The 18,126-nt window shown below is 70.3% G+C and carries 14 protein-coding genes and 2 pseudogenes; 5 read left to right on the forward strand and 11 right to left on the reverse strand.

The genetic code is table 11. The annotated features are described in order from the left end of the window. Window positions 1–2: 2 nt before the first annotated feature. Both ACIP6U_RS01700 and ACIP6U_RS01705 read right to left on the reverse strand, forming a co-directional pair. The gene (locus ACIP6U_RS01700) at window positions 3–2,840 is read right to left on the reverse strand and encodes a carbohydrate-binding protein (protein WP_401711367.1); all 2,838 of its coding nucleotides are present in this window, start codon (window positions 2,838–2,840) and stop codon (window positions 3–5) included. Window positions 2,841–3,029: 189 nt separating this feature from the next. Beyond that, a complete protein-coding gene (locus tag ACIP6U_RS01705) occupies window positions 3,030–3,512 on the reverse strand; it encodes a MarR family winged helix-turn-helix transcriptional regulator (RefSeq protein ID WP_401711371.1) in 483 nt (160 codons plus the stop codon). 151 nt (window positions 3,513–3,663) lie between these two features. Here ACIP6U_RS01705 and wrbA point away from each other — a divergent pair, with 151 nt between their 5' ends. Beyond that, complete coding sequence (gene wrbA, locus ACIP6U_RS01710) at window positions 3,664–4,266, forward strand: NAD(P)H:quinone oxidoreductase (protein ID WP_401711374.1); 603 nt, start codon at window positions 3,664–3,666, stop codon at window positions 4,264–4,266. A 49-nt stretch (window positions 4,267–4,315) separates the two neighbouring features. Here the strand turns inward: wrbA and ACIP6U_RS01715 are convergent, their stop codons facing one another. The 4 genes and pseudogenes from ACIP6U_RS01715 to ACIP6U_RS01730 all read right to left on the reverse strand — a co-directional run bounded on the left by ACIP6U_RS01715 (window position 4,316) and on the right by ACIP6U_RS01730 (window position 6,688). Further along, entirely contained in the window at window positions 4,316–4,492 is a 177-nt protein-coding gene (locus tag ACIP6U_RS01715) for a hypothetical protein (protein ID WP_401711376.1), read from the reverse strand. 369 nt (window positions 4,493–4,861) lie between these two features. After that, a pseudogene (locus tag ACIP6U_RS01720) lies at window positions 4,862–5,046 on the reverse strand (hypothetical protein); the annotation flags it as partial. Between the two features lie 87 nt (window positions 5,047–5,133). Further along, window positions 5,134–5,883: a class I SAM-dependent methyltransferase gene (locus ACIP6U_RS01725; RefSeq protein WP_401711379.1), complete on the reverse strand. Its 750-nt coding sequence runs from the start codon at window positions 5,881–5,883 to the stop codon at window positions 5,134–5,136. Window positions 5,884–5,932: 49 nt separating this feature from the next. Then, window positions 5,933–6,688 carry a helix-turn-helix domain-containing protein gene (locus ACIP6U_RS01730; protein WP_401711381.1) on the reverse strand — a complete coding sequence of 252 codons (756 nt, stop codon included), beginning with the start codon at window positions 6,686–6,688 and terminating at the stop codon, window positions 5,933–5,935. 163 nt (window positions 6,689–6,851) lie between these two features. Here ACIP6U_RS01730 and ACIP6U_RS01735 point away from each other — a divergent pair. Next, window positions 6,852–7,491: pseudogene (locus tag ACIP6U_RS01735) on the forward strand (IS5 family transposase). 95 nt (window positions 7,492–7,586) lie between these two features. Here ACIP6U_RS01735 and ACIP6U_RS01740 read toward each other — a convergent pair. From ACIP6U_RS01740 to ACIP6U_RS01755, 4 genes are all read right to left on the reverse strand, one after another. After that, entirely contained in the window at window positions 7,587–9,047 is a 1,461-nt protein-coding gene (locus ACIP6U_RS01740) for a glycoside hydrolase family 76 protein (protein ID WP_401711383.1), read from the reverse strand. A gap of 74 nt (window positions 9,048–9,121) precedes the next feature. Then, complete coding sequence (locus ACIP6U_RS01745) at window positions 9,122–10,735, reverse strand: glycoside hydrolase family 27 protein (RefSeq protein WP_401711385.1); 1,614 nt, start codon at window positions 10,733–10,735, stop codon at window positions 9,122–9,124. Between the two features lie 148 nt (window positions 10,736–10,883). Further along, a complete protein-coding gene (locus tag ACIP6U_RS01750; protein ID WP_401711388.1) occupies window positions 10,884–11,915 on the reverse strand; it encodes a LacI family DNA-binding transcriptional regulator in 1,032 nt (343 codons plus the stop codon). 162 nt (window positions 11,916–12,077) lie between these two features. Continuing rightward, a complete protein-coding gene (locus ACIP6U_RS01755; protein ID WP_401711391.1) occupies window positions 12,078–13,808 on the reverse strand; it encodes an IlvD/Edd family dehydratase in 1,731 nt (576 codons plus the stop codon). A 136-nt stretch (window positions 13,809–13,944) separates the two neighbouring features. Between ACIP6U_RS01755 and ACIP6U_RS01760 the strand changes: the two genes are divergently transcribed. The 3 genes from ACIP6U_RS01760 (at window position 13,945) to ACIP6U_RS01770 (ending at window position 17,383) form a co-directional block, all read left to right on the forward strand. Next, window positions 13,945–14,961 carry a zinc-binding dehydrogenase gene (locus tag ACIP6U_RS01760; protein WP_401712873.1) on the forward strand — a complete coding sequence of 339 codons (1,017 nt, stop codon included), beginning with the start codon at window positions 13,945–13,947 and terminating at the stop codon, window positions 14,959–14,961. Window positions 14,962–15,056: 95 nt separating this feature from the next. After that, window positions 15,057–16,040 carry an aldo/keto reductase gene (locus ACIP6U_RS01765; RefSeq protein ID WP_401711394.1) on the forward strand — a complete coding sequence of 328 codons (984 nt, stop codon included), beginning with the start codon at window positions 15,057–15,059 and terminating at the stop codon, window positions 16,038–16,040. A gap of 194 nt (window positions 16,041–16,234) precedes the next feature. Next, window positions 16,235–17,383, forward strand: a complete 1,149-nt coding sequence (locus ACIP6U_RS01770) for a PP2C family protein-serine/threonine phosphatase (protein ID WP_401711396.1) — start codon at window positions 16,235–16,237, stop codon at window positions 17,381–17,383. Here the strand turns inward: ACIP6U_RS01770 and ACIP6U_RS01775 are convergent. After that, window positions 17,334–18,125 (reverse strand): phosphatase PAP2 family protein, encoded by a 792-nt coding sequence (locus tag ACIP6U_RS01775; RefSeq protein ID WP_401711399.1) that lies wholly within the window; start codon window positions 18,123–18,125, stop codon window positions 17,334–17,336. The two genes, ACIP6U_RS01770 and ACIP6U_RS01775, sit on opposite strands and share 50 nt — an antisense overlap. Window position 18,126: the final 1 nt, after the last annotated feature.

Consider the following 18,126-nt stretch of genomic DNA (forward strand, 5'->3'; position numbering starts at 1 on the left):
GGTCAACTCCCCTTTCGTGCCGAGGCGGTCAGGGTGAAGGTGTCGATGTCGAAGAGCGATCCGCTGCCACCGGTGAAGGACAGGAAGAGCGGGCCCGATCCGCCGGCGCCGAGCGAGGTGCTGACGGTGGTGAACGTCTCCCAGCCGCCGGTCACCGGGACGGTGACCGAGCCGAGCAGGGTTCCGGTCGCCGAGCCGGAGCGGATCTGTACGGTGCCGCCGGCCCCGGCCGAGGAGACCTTGGCGGAGAAGCCGGAGGCTCCGGCGGTGGAGACGCTCGCGTAGCCCGCCCAGTCGCCGTTGTCGATGTAGCCGAGGGTCTGCCCGCCGCTGGCCGCCGTGTGGGCGGCGGCCTGGACACCGGAACCCGAGGTGAACGCCTCCGCCTCCCGCGCGGTGCCGGTGACGGTGGTGCCGAACGTGAACGCGTCGAGGTCGAAGAGGTTGCCCTGGCCGGTCGGTCCGCGGAAGACCAGGAACAGCTCGGTGCTGCCGGCAGGGATGTTGGACAGTGCCGTGGAGACGTCGGTGAAGGTCTCCCAACTGCCGGTCACCGGAACGGTGGTGGTGCCCAGCAGGGTGCCGGTGGCGGAACCCGCGCGGATCTCGATGGTGCCTCCGGCGCCGGCCGAGGAGACGCGGGCGGTGAACCGGTTGGCGCCGGTGAGGGCGTACGGCTTGAAGGAGATCCAGTCGCCGTTGTCGGTGAACCCGACGGTTCGGCCGCCCTCGGCAGGACCGTGCGTCGCGGCCTCGATGCCGGACTGAGCGGTGAAGTGCTCCGCCTGCCGGTGACGGGGTTGCAGCGTGCGCAGGGAGTGTCCGGTGAGACCGCCGTTGTCGGTGTACTCGGCATCGAAGACGCCGTAGAGGTTGGCGGCGCTGTCGTGCTCGCCGTCCTGGGGGATGGTGAGGGTGCCGGAGCAGCCATTCGCGGACGTGATGGAGTGGGTGTGGCTGTCGTGGCCCAGGAGGTAGGTCACCTTGACCTTGGCGCAGTCGACGCTGCCGTCCTCGGGGTCGGTCGCCTGGACGCGGAAGGGCACGCTGTCGCCGAAGGAGAACAACTGCCCGTCGGCGGGGGTCTGCAGCGTGACGGTCGGGGCGGTGTTGCCGGCGGTGATGACGAGACTGGCCGTGCCGGCGAGGCCTTCGGGGTCCTTCACCGTGAGGGTGGGACGGAAGGTTCCGCTGCTGGTGTAGGTGTGGCTCGGACTGGCCTGGGTGGAGGTGGCTCCGTCACCGAAGTCCCACGAGTAGGTGAGGGGTCTGCCCTCGGGGTCGCTGCTGCCCTGGGAGGAGAACTGCACCGTCAGCGGCAGGGCTCCGGAGGTCTTGTCAGCGGCCGCCTTGGCCACCGGATTGCGGTTGCTGCCCCCGATGTACTCGATCCGGTACAGGGCCTGGTTGTTGTTGCCGGTTCCGTAGTCCAGGACGTACAGCGCGCCGTCGGGCCCGAAGTCCGTGTCCATCACCTGGGTGCCGTTCCAGGGGAAGTCCTCGATGGTCCCGTACGTGCCGTCGCTCTTGACCTCGATCGACTTGATCCACTGCCGTCCGTACTCGGCGGCGAGGTAGCGGCCGTCCAGGGACTGGGGGAACTTGACGGAGGAGGTGAGATTCGGGTCGAACCGGTAGACCTCGCCGCCCATCGGGGACTCCGAGCCGCCGCCGAACTCGGGCGGTGATCCGTCCCCGCCGTATCTGATCCAACTCGCTTTGGCGGGTGGCAGTTTCGACTGTCCGGTGTTGCGGGCGGAGTTGTTCGTCGGGCCGCCCGCGCAGTCGTACTTGGCGGCGGAGGGTCCGCTCGGGAACGTGTACTCGTTGTACGTCTCGGCGGTGGTGTTGGTGCCCGTGCAGTAGGGCCAGCCGTAGTTGCCCGGCGCGGTGATGCGGTCGAACTCGACCTGGCCGCCGGGACCGCGGTTGGCGTCGGCGCCGCCCGCGTCGGGACCGTAGTCGCCGAGGTAGACGATTCCGGTGGCCCGGTCCACGGACATGCGGAACGGGTTGCGGAAGCCCATGGCGTAGATCTCGGGCCGAGTGCCCGAGGTGCCGGGCGCGAACAGGTTGCCGGCCGGGACGGTGTAGCCGCCGGCGGCGGTGGGCTTGATACGGAGGACCTTGCCCCGCAGGTCGTTGGTGTTGCCGGAGCTGCGCTGGGCGTCGAACTGCGGGTTGCGGTCCGCGCGTTCGTCGATGGGCGTGTACCCGGCGGAGTCGAAGGGGTTGGTGTCGTCGCCGGTGGTCAGATAGAGGTTGCCGGCCGCGTCGAAGTCGATGTCCCCGCCGACGTGGCAGCACTGGCCGCGGTCGTTGGCGACCTCGAGCACGACCTTCTCGCTCGCCAGGTCCAGGGTGCCGTCGCTCTTCAGGACGAAGCGCGAGAGGTTCAGGTGTCCTTTCCACGGCTCGAAGTCCGCGGCGCCACCGGTGGTAGGAGCGTCTCCCGCCGGAGTGTTGAGTTTCGGCGAGTAGTACGCGTAGACGTACCGGTTGGTCGTGAAGGCGGGGTCGACGGCGATGCCCTGGAGGCCCTCTTCGTCATGGGTGTAGACGTCGAGTTTGGCGGCCACCTTGGTGTTGCCGACGGCGTCGGTCAGGCGGATCGTGCCGTCCCGCGCGGTGTGCAGGGTCGAACGGTCCGGCAGGACGGCCAGGGACATGGGTTCCCCCAGTTCGGCCGCGCCGCCCGCGAGTTGGACGTGTTGGTAGTCGCCGGGCGGGATGTCCTGGGGCGCGGCGGCGGCGCCCGAGGGCGACACCGCGACGACTGCTGGGAGGATGAGTGCGAGGGCAGTGAGCCATCTGAGCCCCGAGCGGGGGCGCTGAGACATGACAGAGCTTCCTTCCTGACGGTGGGGAGTCAGGCAAGGCGCGCGCCGGCCGCGCTTGCCGCGTGCATCAGCGGTGCTCTGCTGCAGAGTATTTGCGAGATCTGGTCGTCCGATTTCTTTCTTCTGCAGGCGAATTGCATGCTGGCGATCCGTCAGGAGTTTGTCAACTCCCTGGACAAACTTGGCAGTTCAGAGCGTCCGGTCGGGGCCGGCGCGACGGCACCGGAAGACGAGCGGGTCGGCCACCGCCTGTAGCTCCCCCGCCAGCCTCTGGACCAGGGCGGGGTCGAGCTGGTCCATGACGCGTCGGCGCGCGCTGGCGAGATGGGCCGGACAGGCACCCAGCAGCCGCTGCCGGCCGGCTTCCGTGAGGACGGCCACGCTCCCCCGGGCATCCGTCGAGGGGGTCCGCTTGACCACCAGACCCTGCGTCCGCAGGGCCTCCACGAGCCGGGTGATACGGCTCGCGGACAAGCCCGTGGCGAGGGCCAGGTCGGTCATGCGCATGCGGTTGCCGTCCGCCTCGGAGAGGTTCATCAGGACGAGGTACTGACTGAGCGACAGACCCGTGGAACGCAGCAGATCCTCGTGAAGGGCGCGCGGCAGCGCCACGAGCACCCTCTGCAGTGAGCGCCAGAGGCGTTCCTCCGCGCTACTCAGCGGTGTCGGCATCGCCCACCCCCCTTCCCGAGTTCTCGAGTTCTTGAGTTCCCGGTAGGACCACTGAAGCGCACTTATTATTTGCTTGACAAAGCATTTCAAGACGGTGATGATACTTGCTAAAGCAAGTAGTAGCGCCGCAGTGCAGCGAGAGGAAATCCCGATGTCCCCCAAGATCGCAGTCATCTACTACTCGTCGACGGGCACCGTGCACGAGTTGGCCGAGTCGGTGGCGGAAGGTGCCCGCAAGGAGGGTGCGGAGGTGCGGCTTCTGCGCGTCTCCGAGCTCGCCCCCGAGGAGGCCATCGCCAGCAACGACGCATGGTCGGCGCACGCCGCGGCCACCAAGGACGTACCGGTGGCGACCCAGGCCGACGTCGAGTGGGCCGACGCCGTGATATTCGGCAGCCCCACCCGGTTCGGCAACATCGCCAGCCAGCTGAAGCAGTTCATCGACACGCTCGGCGGGCTGTGGGCGCAGGGCAAGCTGGCCGACAAGATCTACAGCGGCTTCACGGCCACCGCCACCGCGCACGGCGGCCAGGAGTCCACCCTGCTCGCGCTCTACAACTCCGTGCACCACTTCGGCGGCATCATCGTCACCCCCGGCTACACGGACCCGGTGAAGTTCGCCGACGGCAACCCGTACGGCACCAGCCATGTCAACGGCCAGGGCGCGATCCCCGTCGACGACACCGCCCGGGCCGCCGCCCTCTACCAGGGCAAGCGCGTGGCCGCGGTCACCGCGCAGTTCAAGGGCGCCTAGCCGGGCACGTCACCGCAGGACTGCCGTGGGCGTGGTCCCTCCCATGTGCTCAGTCCTGGCGGCGGACCTCGATGAGGAGGGCCTGCTCCGGGTCGAGGGTGGGCATGGGCAGGCCCGCAGTGGCCAGGACCGCGCCGGGCAGGGTGAGCCAGTCCTCCTGCGCGGGCTGCTTGCGGATGGGGGCGGTCCTGTGACGCCTCCGTGAAAGGGCGCGGCCCGACGCCAAACACACTTCAGGCGTCCCCTAAACCCTGGAGGCTGTCGTTCTCGGACGCCTACGTTGAGGCGCCAGGTTCTCCGAAACGGACCGGAAGGGTCCGGACGGATGGTTCAACGGAGACATCGGGACCTGCTATCGCGTCGGTAGCGGTTGGACCGACCGAATTCGGTCCGCCCGTACCGAGGTCGTCACCCGCAGGGTGGAGCTGTGGGACGACGCCAATCGCAGCGGCGCTTCAATCGTCATCGACGGTTCCGGCTACAGCAGCATCGGCAAGTGGGTCAGCGCCTACCGCATCGCCAACTAGGAGTTGTCCGGTCGATCATGTACTGGTCCGCGGTTCAGCGTCAGCGTCCCGTCCACGGCCGGGGCCCGTCACACCAGGGCGGGTCCCGGCGCGTGGGCGGGCTGCTCCTCCTCCGGCGGCGGCTCGACCGTCAGGTGGGGCAGACGGTGGTCGTCCCGGCGGGCAACCACCAGTTGGCGCGTCCGCACAGGTGCATGACCGCCGGGACGACCACCGTCCGCAGCACGAAGGCGTCCAGCGCCACGGCGGCCGCTGGCCTGACGGGGGGCCGTCACGACTGCGAACAGCGCGACGGACGCGAGCGAGGACAGGAGCAGCAGCCAATGCTGCGGTCGCGCGGTCAGCACGACTCCTCACCCGTCGGGGCCGACTCCTTCACGACACGGAACAGCGTGACGGCGAACCACGGCCCGCCGTACCAGTACCCGGGCCCAACCGGGCGCAGCGTGCCCTGTCCGAGGTGCGCTGTGTAGCCCTTGAGCGCCCACCACAAGTCCGCGACGACCAGCTGCCCGCCGGGGCGCAGCACGCGCATCGCCTCGTCCACGGCACTGCGGCGCGCCTCGCGCGAGGGGATGTTGTGGATGGCCATCGCGCTCGTCACTACGTCGAAGGACGCGTCCTCGAACGGCAGCTCGGTCATGTCGGCCGTGTGCACCTCGACCCGGCCAGCCACCCCGGCCGCCGCGCCGTTGGCCAGGGTGGCCTCGGGGTTGTTGCCGCTCTGGTCGCCGGTCCACAGGTCGACGCCGTGGGCACGTCCCTTCGGCAGCCGCGTCGCTGCCTCGATCAGCACCATGCCGCGGCCGCAGCCGAGGTCGAGCAGCTGCTCGCCGCCCTTCAGGCCGATCCGGTCCAGCTCCCGCTCCCAGAAGCGGAGTTTGCCGCGCAGCGTGGTGTGCAGATACACCCCGGTGGACGCGAGCACCGCCGCGCCGACGGCGGCCGTGGTGGCTCGTCCACGTCGACTCGGCCGCCACCGGGTGGCGGCGAGGCAGCAGGCGACGCCAACGGCGCCGGTCAGGGCGGGGAACGCCGGAGCGTCGACACCGTAGCGGGGGCGAGGGAGACGATCGTGTGGGTTCGACATACGCACAGCATCGCCAGTGCGGCGGCCGGTGTCTTGAAGAAATGTTCCGTCAGTCGCTCCAGGCCATGTCGTCGACCTCCAGCCAGGGGTCACCCACCACGGTCACCGGGGTCGCCCCGGTCCGCGCCACGATGTCGCGGTGCAGGTGGGACTGGTCGGCGTAGCCGCTCTCCGCCGCGACCAGAGTGGGGGGTTCACCGGCGGTCAGACGGTGCACGGCGTGGTCGAACCGGACCAGATCCGCGGCGCGCTTGGGCGGCAGACCGATCTGCGCCTGGAACCGGGCCCACAGGCGCTTCCGGCTCCAGCCGACCTCAGTCGCCAGGCCCTCGACCTTCACCACACCCTGATTCGCGACGATCCGCCGCCACGCCCACCCCACCTCGGCGTCCACAGCCGGCCCCTCGGCGATCCGCCGGGCCAGCAGCGCGTTCGTCAGCCCGAAGCGCTGCTCCCAGGTGGAGGCGTTGTCCAGCCCCTCTCGGATCCGCAAGGCCTCCCGACCCCACAGCTCCTCCAGCCCGAACACGGCCCCGTCCAACTCGGCGGGCGAAACCCCCAGCGCCGCACGCACGACCAGCGGTGACAGCCTCACCTGCACACCCTCGTAACTCCCGCCCCGCACCCGCACCGTGCCGGACGCCCCGGCCCCGAGCCCGGCAACGATACTTCCGCGCAACTGCCACCCACCGTCCTGTTCCACGAACGGCGTCCCCGAACCGAACTCCAGCGCCAGACTCACTGCGGGCTGCGGAATCACCCTCAGATCGATCGGCACCACCCCCCGGTCCCGAAAGCCGGCCATCTGGACCCCAGGCACCTGCAGCGGCCGCTCCGGAAGAGCGACCTCCCACATGTCCGTACCGTCACGTTCCCCCGCGCCGGGTCGCATACGTCCATGCTAGGTGCGGCTAGGAGTTGTCCAGTTGATTATGTGACTGTTCCCTGCCTGGGTCCTTGATTTGCACATGGGGCGGGGTGATCTCACGGATGCCGAGTGGGAACGGTTGCGGCCGTTCCTGCCGGTAAGCAACGGCCGTTGCGGCAGGTGGCGGGATCACCGGCAGGTGATCGACGGGATTCTGCACCGGGTGCGGACCGGCGTGCAGTGGCATTACCTGCCCGAACGGTTCGGGCCGTGGAAGACGGTCGAACGGCACCGGCTGTGGTCGGCCGATGGAACTTGGGAGAGCCTGCTCCAACAGGTCCAGGCCGAGGGCGACGCGGCCGGGGAGATCGACTGGGACGTCTCGGTCGACTCCACGATCGTTCGGGCTCATCAACACGCCGCCAGTGCTCGCACCGACCCGCCGCCGACTCCCGGCCCAAAGGAGGACGTGCAGACAGAACACCAGGACGAGACGCCGTGGCAGAGCCTCGTCGCCCGCCGGGTGGCCCGACAGTCAAGCCGCCCGCCTGCGCAAAGGCTCACGCGGCAGACGGCCACCCGGCTTCGACGAGGAACGGTACAAGAAACGCAACACTGTCGAACGGTCCATCAACCGGCTCAAGAACGATCGAGCCGTCGCCACTCGATATGACAAGCGCGGCTACGTCTGCCTCGGAACAGCAACCGCGGCAGCACTCGTCATCTGGCTCCGAACATGATCGATCGGACAACTCCTAGGTGTTCGGGGAACGGTCACGTCGACCGTTCCCCGAACGCTCCCCGGGGCGGAGACTGGCAATCGGGCGATGGCCGATCAGGGTGCCGCGTTCATCAGATCGACCGCGCTCTGCTGTCGGGCCGCGTCCGTGGAGTCGACGGGCCCCGCCCAGTGCAGTCCGTACGCGTCGAGGGCATTGCGGTCGTTGGCGTAGGCGGAGTTGGCCTGGCGGGCCAAGTAGGACGTGTAAGGGCGGTCGGAGAGCAGGGAGTTGAAGGAGCCGAGACCGCGGACGTAGGCGCCCTTGAAGGAGGGTCCGTCGGCCCCGCAGCCGTTCGTCTCGCACGGCTCGCGCAGGATGCCGGCGGAGTTGAGCGCGGTGGAGGTGGTCGAGGCGTCACCGATCTGCCGGCCGGTGGTCAGCAGGGTCGAGTCGCCCGTCGCGCGGTACAACTCGGCGAGACCGCCGAGGAGTACGCCCTGGTTGTACGACCATGCTGTGGACCCGTTGTTGCGGCAGGTCGACAGGTCGATGCCGTCGTTGACCAGATGCGAACCGTTGATCATGCCGGTGCCCTTGAACCACGCCCAGTCGGCGTTGGCCCGTCCGAGATAGACCGTGTCGCCGGCGATCCGGTTGTGCAGGGCCGCGTTGAGCTCCAGGTAGAGGGAGTTGGCGATCGCGTTCTTGTACGTCTTCGCCGTGCTCCACCACACCCCGCCGCCGCACGTCGAGTCCCAGTACCGCGCCATGTAATCGGCGTCGGCACGGGCGGTGTTGAGATAGCGGCTGTCCCCGGTCAGGTCGTACGCGGCGACCCAGGCGAGTCCCCACCACCCGGTGTCGTCGATGTAGTCGTTGCGGAACTGGCCGCCCTGGGCGCCCAGTTGACGGTCGTAGGTGTTCGCGACGGCGTACTTGTAGCTGGGCATGCCCGTGACCCGGATGTTGTCGATGATCGCGGTCAGGGCGTTGGCGGAGTTCCACCAGCCGGTCGTGTCGAACAGTCCGGTGGAGTTGTTGTACGACTGCATCAGCGCGGTGGCCGCCGCCGTGGGACGGCTGTACGCGTTCCAGGTGGTGCGGGCCCACGCGGTGCAGGCGATCTCGGGGCGGTCCCCCGCCTTGCCGCAGGCCCGCAGCGCGCCGACGCCGTTGTTGTTCCAGTCGTCGACGTTGTACATCAGGGTGCGCCAACCCCGTTGCCCCGCGGGGACGGTGGTGTCGCCCAGCTTGCTGCCCGAGCTCCAGGTGCGGCCGCCGTCGAAGGAGCGGTCGAGCCAGGTCTCGTCGCCCGGGCTGCCGTTGGTGATCGAGGCCCAGCCCATCGCGTCGGTGTCGTCGAAGTGCAGGGCAAGGGTGCGCGAGTAGATGGTCGCAGTGACCGGCTGGCGGTCACCCGGGGACTGGGCCGGGTCGCGGGCGTCGCAGTACTTGTTGCAGATCGTGGCCTCGGGGGCGGCGCTCGCGACACCGGTGGTGACCGGGGCGAGCAGGGCCAGGGCGGCGATCAGGCCGGTCACAACTCTTCGGACGCGTCGTGTGGTTGAGGTCATGTCAGCTCCATCGGCGTGGGGGGATGGTGGGCGCCGTCAGCCCGATGAAGGGCCATCGGCCCGATGAGAGACCGTCAGCCCAGGCGCCACTGCTGGTTGGCGCCGCCGTTGCACGTCCACAGCTCGATCTGGGTGCCGTTGACGTTCCCGGCGGGCTTGTCGCCTCCGGTGACGTCGAGGCAGAGCCCGGACTGGGTGCCGGTGACGGTGCCGTTGGGGTTGAGGCTCCACTTCTGGTTGGCGCCGCCGTTGCAGGTGTAGAGCTGCACCTTGGTGCCGGCGGAGGTCTGGTTGTTGTACGCGTCCAGGCACTGGGTGCCGCCGTAGAGCCGGAGTTCACCGGCCGCGGTGAGGGTGACGGCCTGGTTGGTGCCGCCGCCGCAGTCCCAGATCTCGATCTTCGTGCCGGGGGTGGTCTCGCCGTTGTAGGCGTCGAGGCAGCGGTTGGAGGAGGCGCCGATCAGCGGGTGGGTCGTCCCGACGCTGGTACCGCTGCCGACGGAGACCCGGTACATGACCGAGCCGTGGCCCGGGACGTTCGCCGCGATCGCGCCGGTCGTGCTGCTGATCTGGTGGGACCAGAGGTTGTTCAGCCGGTACGACGAGGCGGCCGGGAGGCCCGCCGCGGCGGCCGAGGTGGTGATGGTGGCCGCGCTCGAGTTCTCGTTGAACAGGACCACCGACACATCACCGTTGGCCAGGGGCTTGGTCAGCACGTGCAGCCCGCCCGACGAGGAGATCTCGGTGCCCTGCTTGCCGAGGGAGTCCTGGTCGACGGCGATGACGTCCTTGTTGCCGTAGAGCGAGAGGGTGGCCGGCGTGGCGCTGCGCATGTCGTTCCCGGCGATCAGCGGCGCGGCCATCTCGGCCCAGAGGCTGAAGTGGGAGCGGTCCTCGGTGAACGACAGGCCGTTGCCGACCTCCAGCATGTCCGGGTCGTTCCAGGCACCGGGCTTGGCGTACGCGGCGAGCTTGACGTTGGCCTTGTAGATCGACACCACCGTCGAGAAGTTGACGTTGATGTCGCCGGTGGTGCGCCAGCTGTTGCCGACGCCCGCGCCCCAGGTCCACACGTCCGCCAGGCCCCAGTTGCAGAGGCTGTAGACGATCGGACGCCCGGTGTTGCCCAGGGCGTCGCGCATGGCGGTGTAGCGCTGCTGGTCGGGCACGTTCTGGTGGTTGCAGTTGTCGTACTTCAGGTAGTCGACGCCCCAGGCGGCGAAGCTGTTCGCGTCCGTCTGCTCATGGCCGAGGCTGCCCGGGTAGCCGGCGCAGGTGGCGGTGCCGGCGCTCTCGTAGATGCCGAGCTTGAGGCCCTTGGAGTGCACGTAGGCGGCGGTGCCGCTGATTCCGCTGGGGAACTTGACCGGGTCCGGGACCAGTTGACCGGCGGAGTCGCGGGCCGAGGTCATCCAGCAGTCGTCGATGTTGACGTACTGGTAGCCCGCGTCCTTCAGACCCGAGGAGACCAATTGGTCGGCCGTCTGCTTGACCAGCTGCTCGGTGACGTTGCAGCCGAAGGCGTTCCAGTCGTTCCAGCCCATCGGGGGCGTGCGGGCCAGACCGTTCTCCAGGGCGTGGGCGTCCGGGGCCGCCTTCATGAGGAGCAGGGGTGGAGCGAGCACGAGGAACAGCACCATCGCGAGCGCCGCTCTGAGGGGTCTCAGCCGGATCAGGGGGACGGTCATGTCTGTGTCTCCTGCTGCGCTGTGGGGGCGGACAGGGGCGGGGACGGGCGGAGAGCCTCGTACGTCCGGAGCTATGGAAACGTATCCATGATGAAGGTGGCACCTCTCTGAGGGACGGTCAATGGTCTGCACCAGAAAGGCTGTTGGGCTAGAGCGGAGCCGTCTCGCCCGTGCCGCGAGCTATCAACTGCGAAGGCAGCACGATTCGTTGGAAGGGACCGGCTCCGCCCTCGATGCGGTCGATCAGCAAGTGCGCGGCGCGCCGGCCGAGTTCCTCGGTGTCCGAGGTGACCACCGTGACCGGGGTCGGGAGCATGTCGGCCAGTTTGAAGTCGTCGAACCCCACCACGGCGATACGGGCGCCCAGTTGGCGGCTGATCCGCAGGACGCCTTCGGTGAGGAAGCTCGTGGTCGAGAAGATCGCCGTCGGCGGGTTATGCGAGGTGAGCAGGGCGTGGGTGGCGGCGGAGGCCTCCTCCATGGTGCCGCGCGGGAGGGCGACCACCAGGGTCTCGTCGGCGTCGATGCCGCTGTGCCGCAGGGCCTTGCGGTATCCGCGCAGTCGGCGGCCGGTGGTGTAGTACGAGGGGGCGACAAGGATCGCGATCCGGCGGTGGCCGTGGTCGATCAGGTGCTGGGTCGCGGTGCGTCCGCCGCCCTCGTTGTCGACGAGGACGACGTCGGCCTCGGCTCCGGTGGCGGGCCGGTCCACGAAGACGACGGGCACCTGGTCGTGACCGTTGACCTCGCGCAGAAACGCGTGGTCACCCTGGTCGGGCACGATGATGAGCCCGGCCACACGTCGCCCGATCAGCTCGCCCACGGCCCGGCGTTCGACCTCCGGGTCCTCGTCGGCGGTGCTGAGCAGCACGGCGTACCCGGCGTCGGACATCACCTCGACCGCCGCCTTCGCCAGGGAGGCGTAGAACGGGTTGGTCAGGTCGCCGAGCAGCAGGCCGATGGTCAGCGAGTTCTGCCCGGGCCGCAGGGAGCGCGCGATCTCGTTGCGCCGGTACCCGATCTCGCTGATCGCCGCGTGCACCCGGTCGGCCGTCTCCTCGCGGACCGCCCCGATGCCGTTGACGACCCGCGACACGGTGACCAGGGCGACCCCGGCCCGCTCGGCGACATCGCGCATCGTCGGCCTGGTGCTCTGGCTCTGCGGGCGACGACTGCTCACGTTGGGCGCAGACCACCTTTCAGCACATGACGCGGCCACCCGAGAGGGTGGGCACGCGGTCCGGACCAATCGAACGCCGTCAGGATACGTTTCCGATCACGTCATCCGCCCCACATCTGCGCACACCTGAACTCCGCGGCCGTGCACGTGCGTTGCGGCCGGTCAGTGGGACTCCCGGCTCACCTCGGAGCCGCTGGAGCCGACAAGGAAATCGAGGTCGGCGCCGGTGTCGGCCTGGAGGACGTGGTCGACGTAGAGGCGTTCCCAGCCGCGTCGCGGGGTGGCGAAGCCGTCGACCGTGGCCTTGTCGGGGGTTCTGCGGGCGAGTTCGTCGGCCGGTACGTCGATGTCGATGCGGCGGCCCCGGACGTCGAGGGCGATGAAGTCCCCGGTGCGCACGAGGGCGAGCGGGCCGCCGGCCGCGGCCTCCGGGGCCACGTGCAGGACGACGGTGCCGTAGGCCGTGCCGCTCATGCGGCCGTCGCAGACGCGGACCATGTCGCGGACGCCCTGTTCGAGGAGCTTCTTCGGCAGCGGCATGTTCGACACCTCCGGCATGCCGGGATAGCCCTTGGGGCCGCAACCGCGCAGGACGAGAACGGAGTCGGCGTCGACGTCGAGGTCCGGGTCGTCGATGCGGGCGTGGAAGTCCTCGATGCTGTCGAACACGACGGCCCTGCCCCGGTGTTGGAGGAGGTGCGCGGAGGCCGCCGCGGGCTTGATGAGCGCTCCGTCGGGTGCGAGGTTGCCGCGCAGGACGGCGATGCCGCCCTCGGCGACGAGCGGTTCGGCGCGGGTGCGGATGACCTCGGGGTCCCAGATCGGGGCGTCGTCGAGGTGGTCGACCAGCGGTGTGCCGGTGACGGTCAGGGCGTCGGGGTCGAGCAGGTCGCGGACCTCGCGCAGGACGGCGAGCAGGCCGCCGGCGCGGTGGAGGTCCTCCATGAGGAAGCGGCCGGCCGGCTGGAGGTCGACGAGGACCGGCACCCGGGAGCCGATGCGGTCGAAGTCGTCCAGGGTCAGGTCGACACCGAGGCGGCCTGCGATCGCCAGCAGATGGACGACCGCGTTGGTCGATCCGCCGACGGCGGCCAGCGCCACGATCGCGTTGTGGAAGGACGCCTTGGTCAGGAAGGTGGCCGGGCGCCGGTCCGCGGCGACCATGTCCACCACCAGGCGGCCGGTGCCGTGCGCGGCCTCCAGGAGGCGGCTGTCGGGGGCGGGGGTGCCGGCGACGCCGGGGACGACCGTGCCCAGGGCCTCCGCGACCACGGCCATCGTCGAGGCGGTGCCCATCGTGTTGCAGTGCCCACGGCTGCGGATCATCGACGACTCGGAGCGGGTGAAGTCCTCCTGGGAGAGCGTGCCGGCCCGGACCTCCTCCGACAGCCGCCACACGTCGGTGCCGCAGCCCAGTGGCGTACCGCGGAAGGTCCCGTTCAGCATGGGCCCGCCCGGCACCACCACAGCGGGCAGGTCCACCGAGGCGGCGGCCATCAGCAGGGACGGGATCGTCTTGTCGCAGCCGCCCAACAGGACCACGCCGTCGATGGGGTTGGCCCGGAGCATCTCCTCGGTCGCCATCGCGGCCATGTTCCGCCAGAGCATGGCGGTGGGCCGCACCTGCGTCTCCCCCAGGGACACCACGGGCAGATCGAGCGGGATGCCGCCCGCCTCGTACACGCCGTTGCGCACCGAGGCGGCCACCTCGTTCAGGTGCGCGTTGCACGGGGTGAGGTCCGACGCGGTGTTGGCGATGGCGATCTGCGGGCGGCCGGTGAAGGCGTCCGCCGGTGCGCCGCGCCGCATCCAGGCCCGGTGGATGTAGGCGTTGCGGTCCTGTCCCGCGTACCACTGCGCGCTGCGGAGCGTCGTCGTGCCGGGGCGCTTCATCGGCGGACTCCTTCCAATAATCGACACGTTGGTCTAATTTTTGGAACGCCATGGAGCATACGCAGACGCCGGAGCCGGGCATCCCGGGACTCGTGCCACGCCGGTGCCTCCTCGGGCCGCGGTGAGCGGCCGCGCGATGCGGGCGTTCGTGCTGACGGCCCCCGGGGAGTACGCGGTCCAGGAGGTCCCGGCGCCGGTGGCGGCCCCCGGCGAGGCCGTCGTCGACGTCGAGCGGGTCGGCGTGTGCGGCACGGACGTCGAGTTCTTCACCGGGGCGATGGCCTACCTCCACCAAGGGCACTGCGCCTACCCGTTGCGGCTGGGCCACGAGTGGGCCGGCCGGGTCGCGGCGGTCGGCGCCGGGGTCGATCCGGTGTGGGTGGGCCGGCGGGTCATGGGCGACACCATGCTCGGGTGCGGTGTCTGCCGTCGCTGCCGTCGGGGGCATCAGCACGTGTGCGAGAAGCGACAGGAGGTCGGCATCCGCGGGGCGCGAGACGGTGCCCTGGCGGAGCAACTCGCGGTGCCCGTCTCCTCGTTGCGCGTCCTGCCGGACTCGGTCGACGCCGAACTGGGCGCGCTGGTCGAGCCGGGCGGCAACGCCCTGCGCGCGGCACGGGCCGCCGCACCGCGCCCCGGTGACCGGACCCTGGTCCTGGGCCCGGGAACCATAGGGCTGTTGGTCGCGATGTTCGTGCGGGCCGCCGGTGCGGAGATGCACCTGATGGGCCGTACCGAGGACTCCATGACCTTCGCCCGCGCTCTGGGCTTCGAGCACGTGTGGACGGAGCAGTCGCTCCCGGACCTGCCCTTCGACGCGGTCGTGGACGCCTCGAACGCCGTCCACCTGCCCGCCCTGGCACTGGAGTTGGTCGAGCCTGCCGGGCGGGTCGTGTACGTGGGACTGGCCGGTGAGCCCAGCCGGATCGACACCCGGACACTCGCCCTCAAGGACGTGACCGCGACGGGCGTCCTGTCCGGCTCCCCCGGCCTCGCCGACACCATCCGGGCCTACGCCGACGGATCCGTCGACCCGCGCCCACTGGTCGCCGCCACCGTCGCCCTGGAACAGGTCGGGCCCGTCCTCGCCGGACAACGGCCGGCCGGCGCCGGACCCGGACCGAAGATCCACGTCGATCCGCGACCGGCCTGACGGGGGATCCACCGGGCACGGAAATCCCCTTGGAGAGGCGGTACGGGCCGCGGCAGGATGAGCGCGTCACCAGGCGTCCAGGGGGAACGGTGGGCATGCGGCGGAACCGGCTCGGGCAGACCAAGGTGCGGATCACGGAGCTGGGCTTCGGTGGCGGACCGCTCGGCGGGCTCTTCGCGCCGCTGGACGACGAGACCGCCGCGGGCGCCCTCGATGCCGCCTGGGACAGCGGGATCCGCTACTACGACACCTCCCCGCACTACGGCATCGGACACTCCGAGCGCCGCACCGGCGATCTGCTGCGCACCAAGCCGCGTGCCGAGGTGACGCTGTCGACGAAGGTCGGCCGGCTGCTGGTCCCGCAGGACCCGGAAGGCCGCATGGACGAGAGCTTCGCGGTGCCCGCCACCCACCGTCGCGTGTGGGACTTCACGCGGGACGGTGTGCTGCGCAGCGTGGAGGACTCGCTTCAGCGGATGGGCGTCGACCGTATCGACGTGCTGTTCCTGCACGACGCGGAGCAGCACTTCGAGGAAGCGTTGCGCGAGGGGCTTCCGGCGCTCGTCGAACTGCGGGCCCAGGGCGTGGTGGGCGCGATCGGCGCGGGGATGTACGACCCCGGTCGGCTGACCCGGCTGGTCGAGGAGTCGGACGTCGACGCCGTCATGCTGTCCGGCCGCTACACGCTCCTGGACCAGAGCGCCCTCGACACACTCCTGCCCGCCTGCACGGCCCGCGAGGTCTCGGTCATCGCGGCCTCGATCTTCAACTCCGGGCTGCTCGCCACGGCCCGGCCTCCCAAGGGCGCCACCTTCGACTACGCGCCCGCCGCGCCACACCTGCTGGAGCGCGCGCACCGTATCGCCGACGTCTGCGAAGCACACGGCGTGACGCTCCCGGAGCTGGCGATGGCCTTCCCGCTCCGGCACCCGGCCGTCGCGGGCATCGTGGTCGGCATGCGCAGCGCCGACGAGGTGCACCGCAACGTGGCGGCCTTCGGCGCGGAGATCCCGGCCCAGGTCTGGGACGACCTGCGCGGCGCGGGCCTGTTGGACGAGCGGGCGCCGGTGCGGGCCTGACCGTCGTCCGCCGCCGACCGTCGTACGGCTTAGGCTTGCCCGAACGGTGATCTGTGGGCCGCGGCCCGCGCAGGCCCGCCGGATCGACGCCCCGTGGGACGGGCGACACGAACGTGCCGGGCCGCCCCGTGGCCCGTACACCATCCCCGGCCTGTAGAACGTACCGAGAGATCACCATCTGCTCGGGAGCGCCCATGACCGGAATCCGCCGAAGCCGAAAGAGATCCGACGGAGCCCTCGACGCCATCGAGGCCCCGGACAACGTCGAGATGCTCGTCGGCGTGGTGACGGTGACGCTGCTGGTGGAGTTCCTCGGTGTGGTGTCCGGCTCCCCGGTGTGGCATCTCGGTCTGCTGATCTTCCTGCCGAGCACGGCGTCGGCGCTGTGCACCGTCGCGCAGACGAAGTTCGTGGCCGCGTGGACCACGCTCGTCATCACCCTCACCACGGTGGTGCGGCGGGAGAACGGGGGACGGTGGCTGGACGGGATCCTGCTGGTGCTGTTCACCATCGCGCTGGGGGCGATCTCCGTCTACGCCTGCCACCGGCGCATCAAGCGCGAGCACGAGATGCTCCGCCTGCGCACCACCGCCGCGGCCATGCAGCGGCACATCCTGCACCCCCTTCCGCTCGTCACCGACGAGGTCCTGGTCAACGGCGTCTACGAACCCGTGCAGGAGGACCGGCTCGTCGGCGGCGACATCTACGACGTCGTCGCCTCGCCGTGGGGCACGCGGGTGCTGATCGGGGACGTGCAGGGCAAGGGACTGGCCGCGGTGGGCGCCGCGTTCGCCGTGATCGGGGCGTTCCGCGAGGCGGCCTACCGCGAGCCGACGCTCACCGCGCTCGTCGACGCCCTGGACGCGGCGGTCGTCCGCCACAACACGTACGCCGAACAGACCGGCGACGACGAACGGTTCGTGACCGCGCTCATCATCGGCGTCGACGCGGAGACCGAGGCGCAGGTCGTCAACTGCGGCCATGTTCCTCCCTGGTTGGTGCACGACGGCGGTGTCTCCACACCGCACACGGACCCCGGTGTCCCACTCGGTCTCGCCGAGCTGTCCGACGAACCCACCACCGTGCACTGGTTCGACTTCCCGGCCGGCTCTACCCTGCTCCTGACCACCGACGGCCTCACCGAGACCCGCGACCACGACGGCGCGTTCTACCCGGCCGACGAGCGCGTGACGAGCCGCCTCGCCCTCTCCCCCACCGAACTGCCCCAGGCGCTCTACGAGGACGCCCGCGCGTTCACCGACAACGGGGCCCAGCACGACGACTTCGCCGTGCTCACCGTGCGGCGGACCCATCGCGACCCGATTCGGGGTGGGCGTCTGTGAGTTCGGGCTCCAGCCCCTCCGTCAACCCGGCAGGTCCGCGCCCCGCGTCGGTGCGCCAGGCCTCGAAGGCCCAGGTGGTGAGGGCGACGACGGCGAGACCGAGAAGCCAGCCGCCCACGACGTCGCTGAACCAGTGCACGCCGAGCGCGATCCGGGTGAAACCGACGCCGAGCACGGACCCGACCGCGACGCACCAGCACAGCGGCCGCAGCGCACGCGGCACCAGCGGCAGCAGGACCAGCAGCAGGATCGCGAACGAGGTGGTCGCGGTCATCGCGTGCCCCGAGGGGAAGGAGAACCCCGGAGCGCGCGCGACCGGGTCCTCCAGGGACGGTCTGGCCCGTTCGACCACCGTCTTGACCAGCAGGCCGATCAGTCCGCCGGCCACGGCCGTCACCGCGGACCAGGCGGCCAGGCGCCAGGCCCGGCGGTAGAGCAGCCAGCCGGTCAGCAGCGCGACGACCGCCCGCAGGGTGAGCGGGTCCCACACCCGGTCGGACAGGAACCGCAGGGTGTCGGTCCACTCGGGGTGCTGGAGGGCGGTCTCGTTCAACCGCCGTGCCGCGCCCGCGTCGAGACGGCGCAGCGGCTGCCAGTGCCCCTCGACGAGGACGAGCAGCAGGCCGAAGGGGACGGCCGCTACGGCCGCGACGGCGGTCGAACCGAGCAGGTGGATGCCGAATCTCCGGTCGGCCGTGCGGCGACGGAGGTCACGAAGGCGCCGGGCCGTGGCGCGGACCATC

Source organism: Streptomyces sp. NPDC088794 (assembly GCF_044750545.1).
GTDB lineage: Bacteria > Actinomycetota > Actinomycetes > Streptomycetales > Streptomycetaceae > Streptomyces.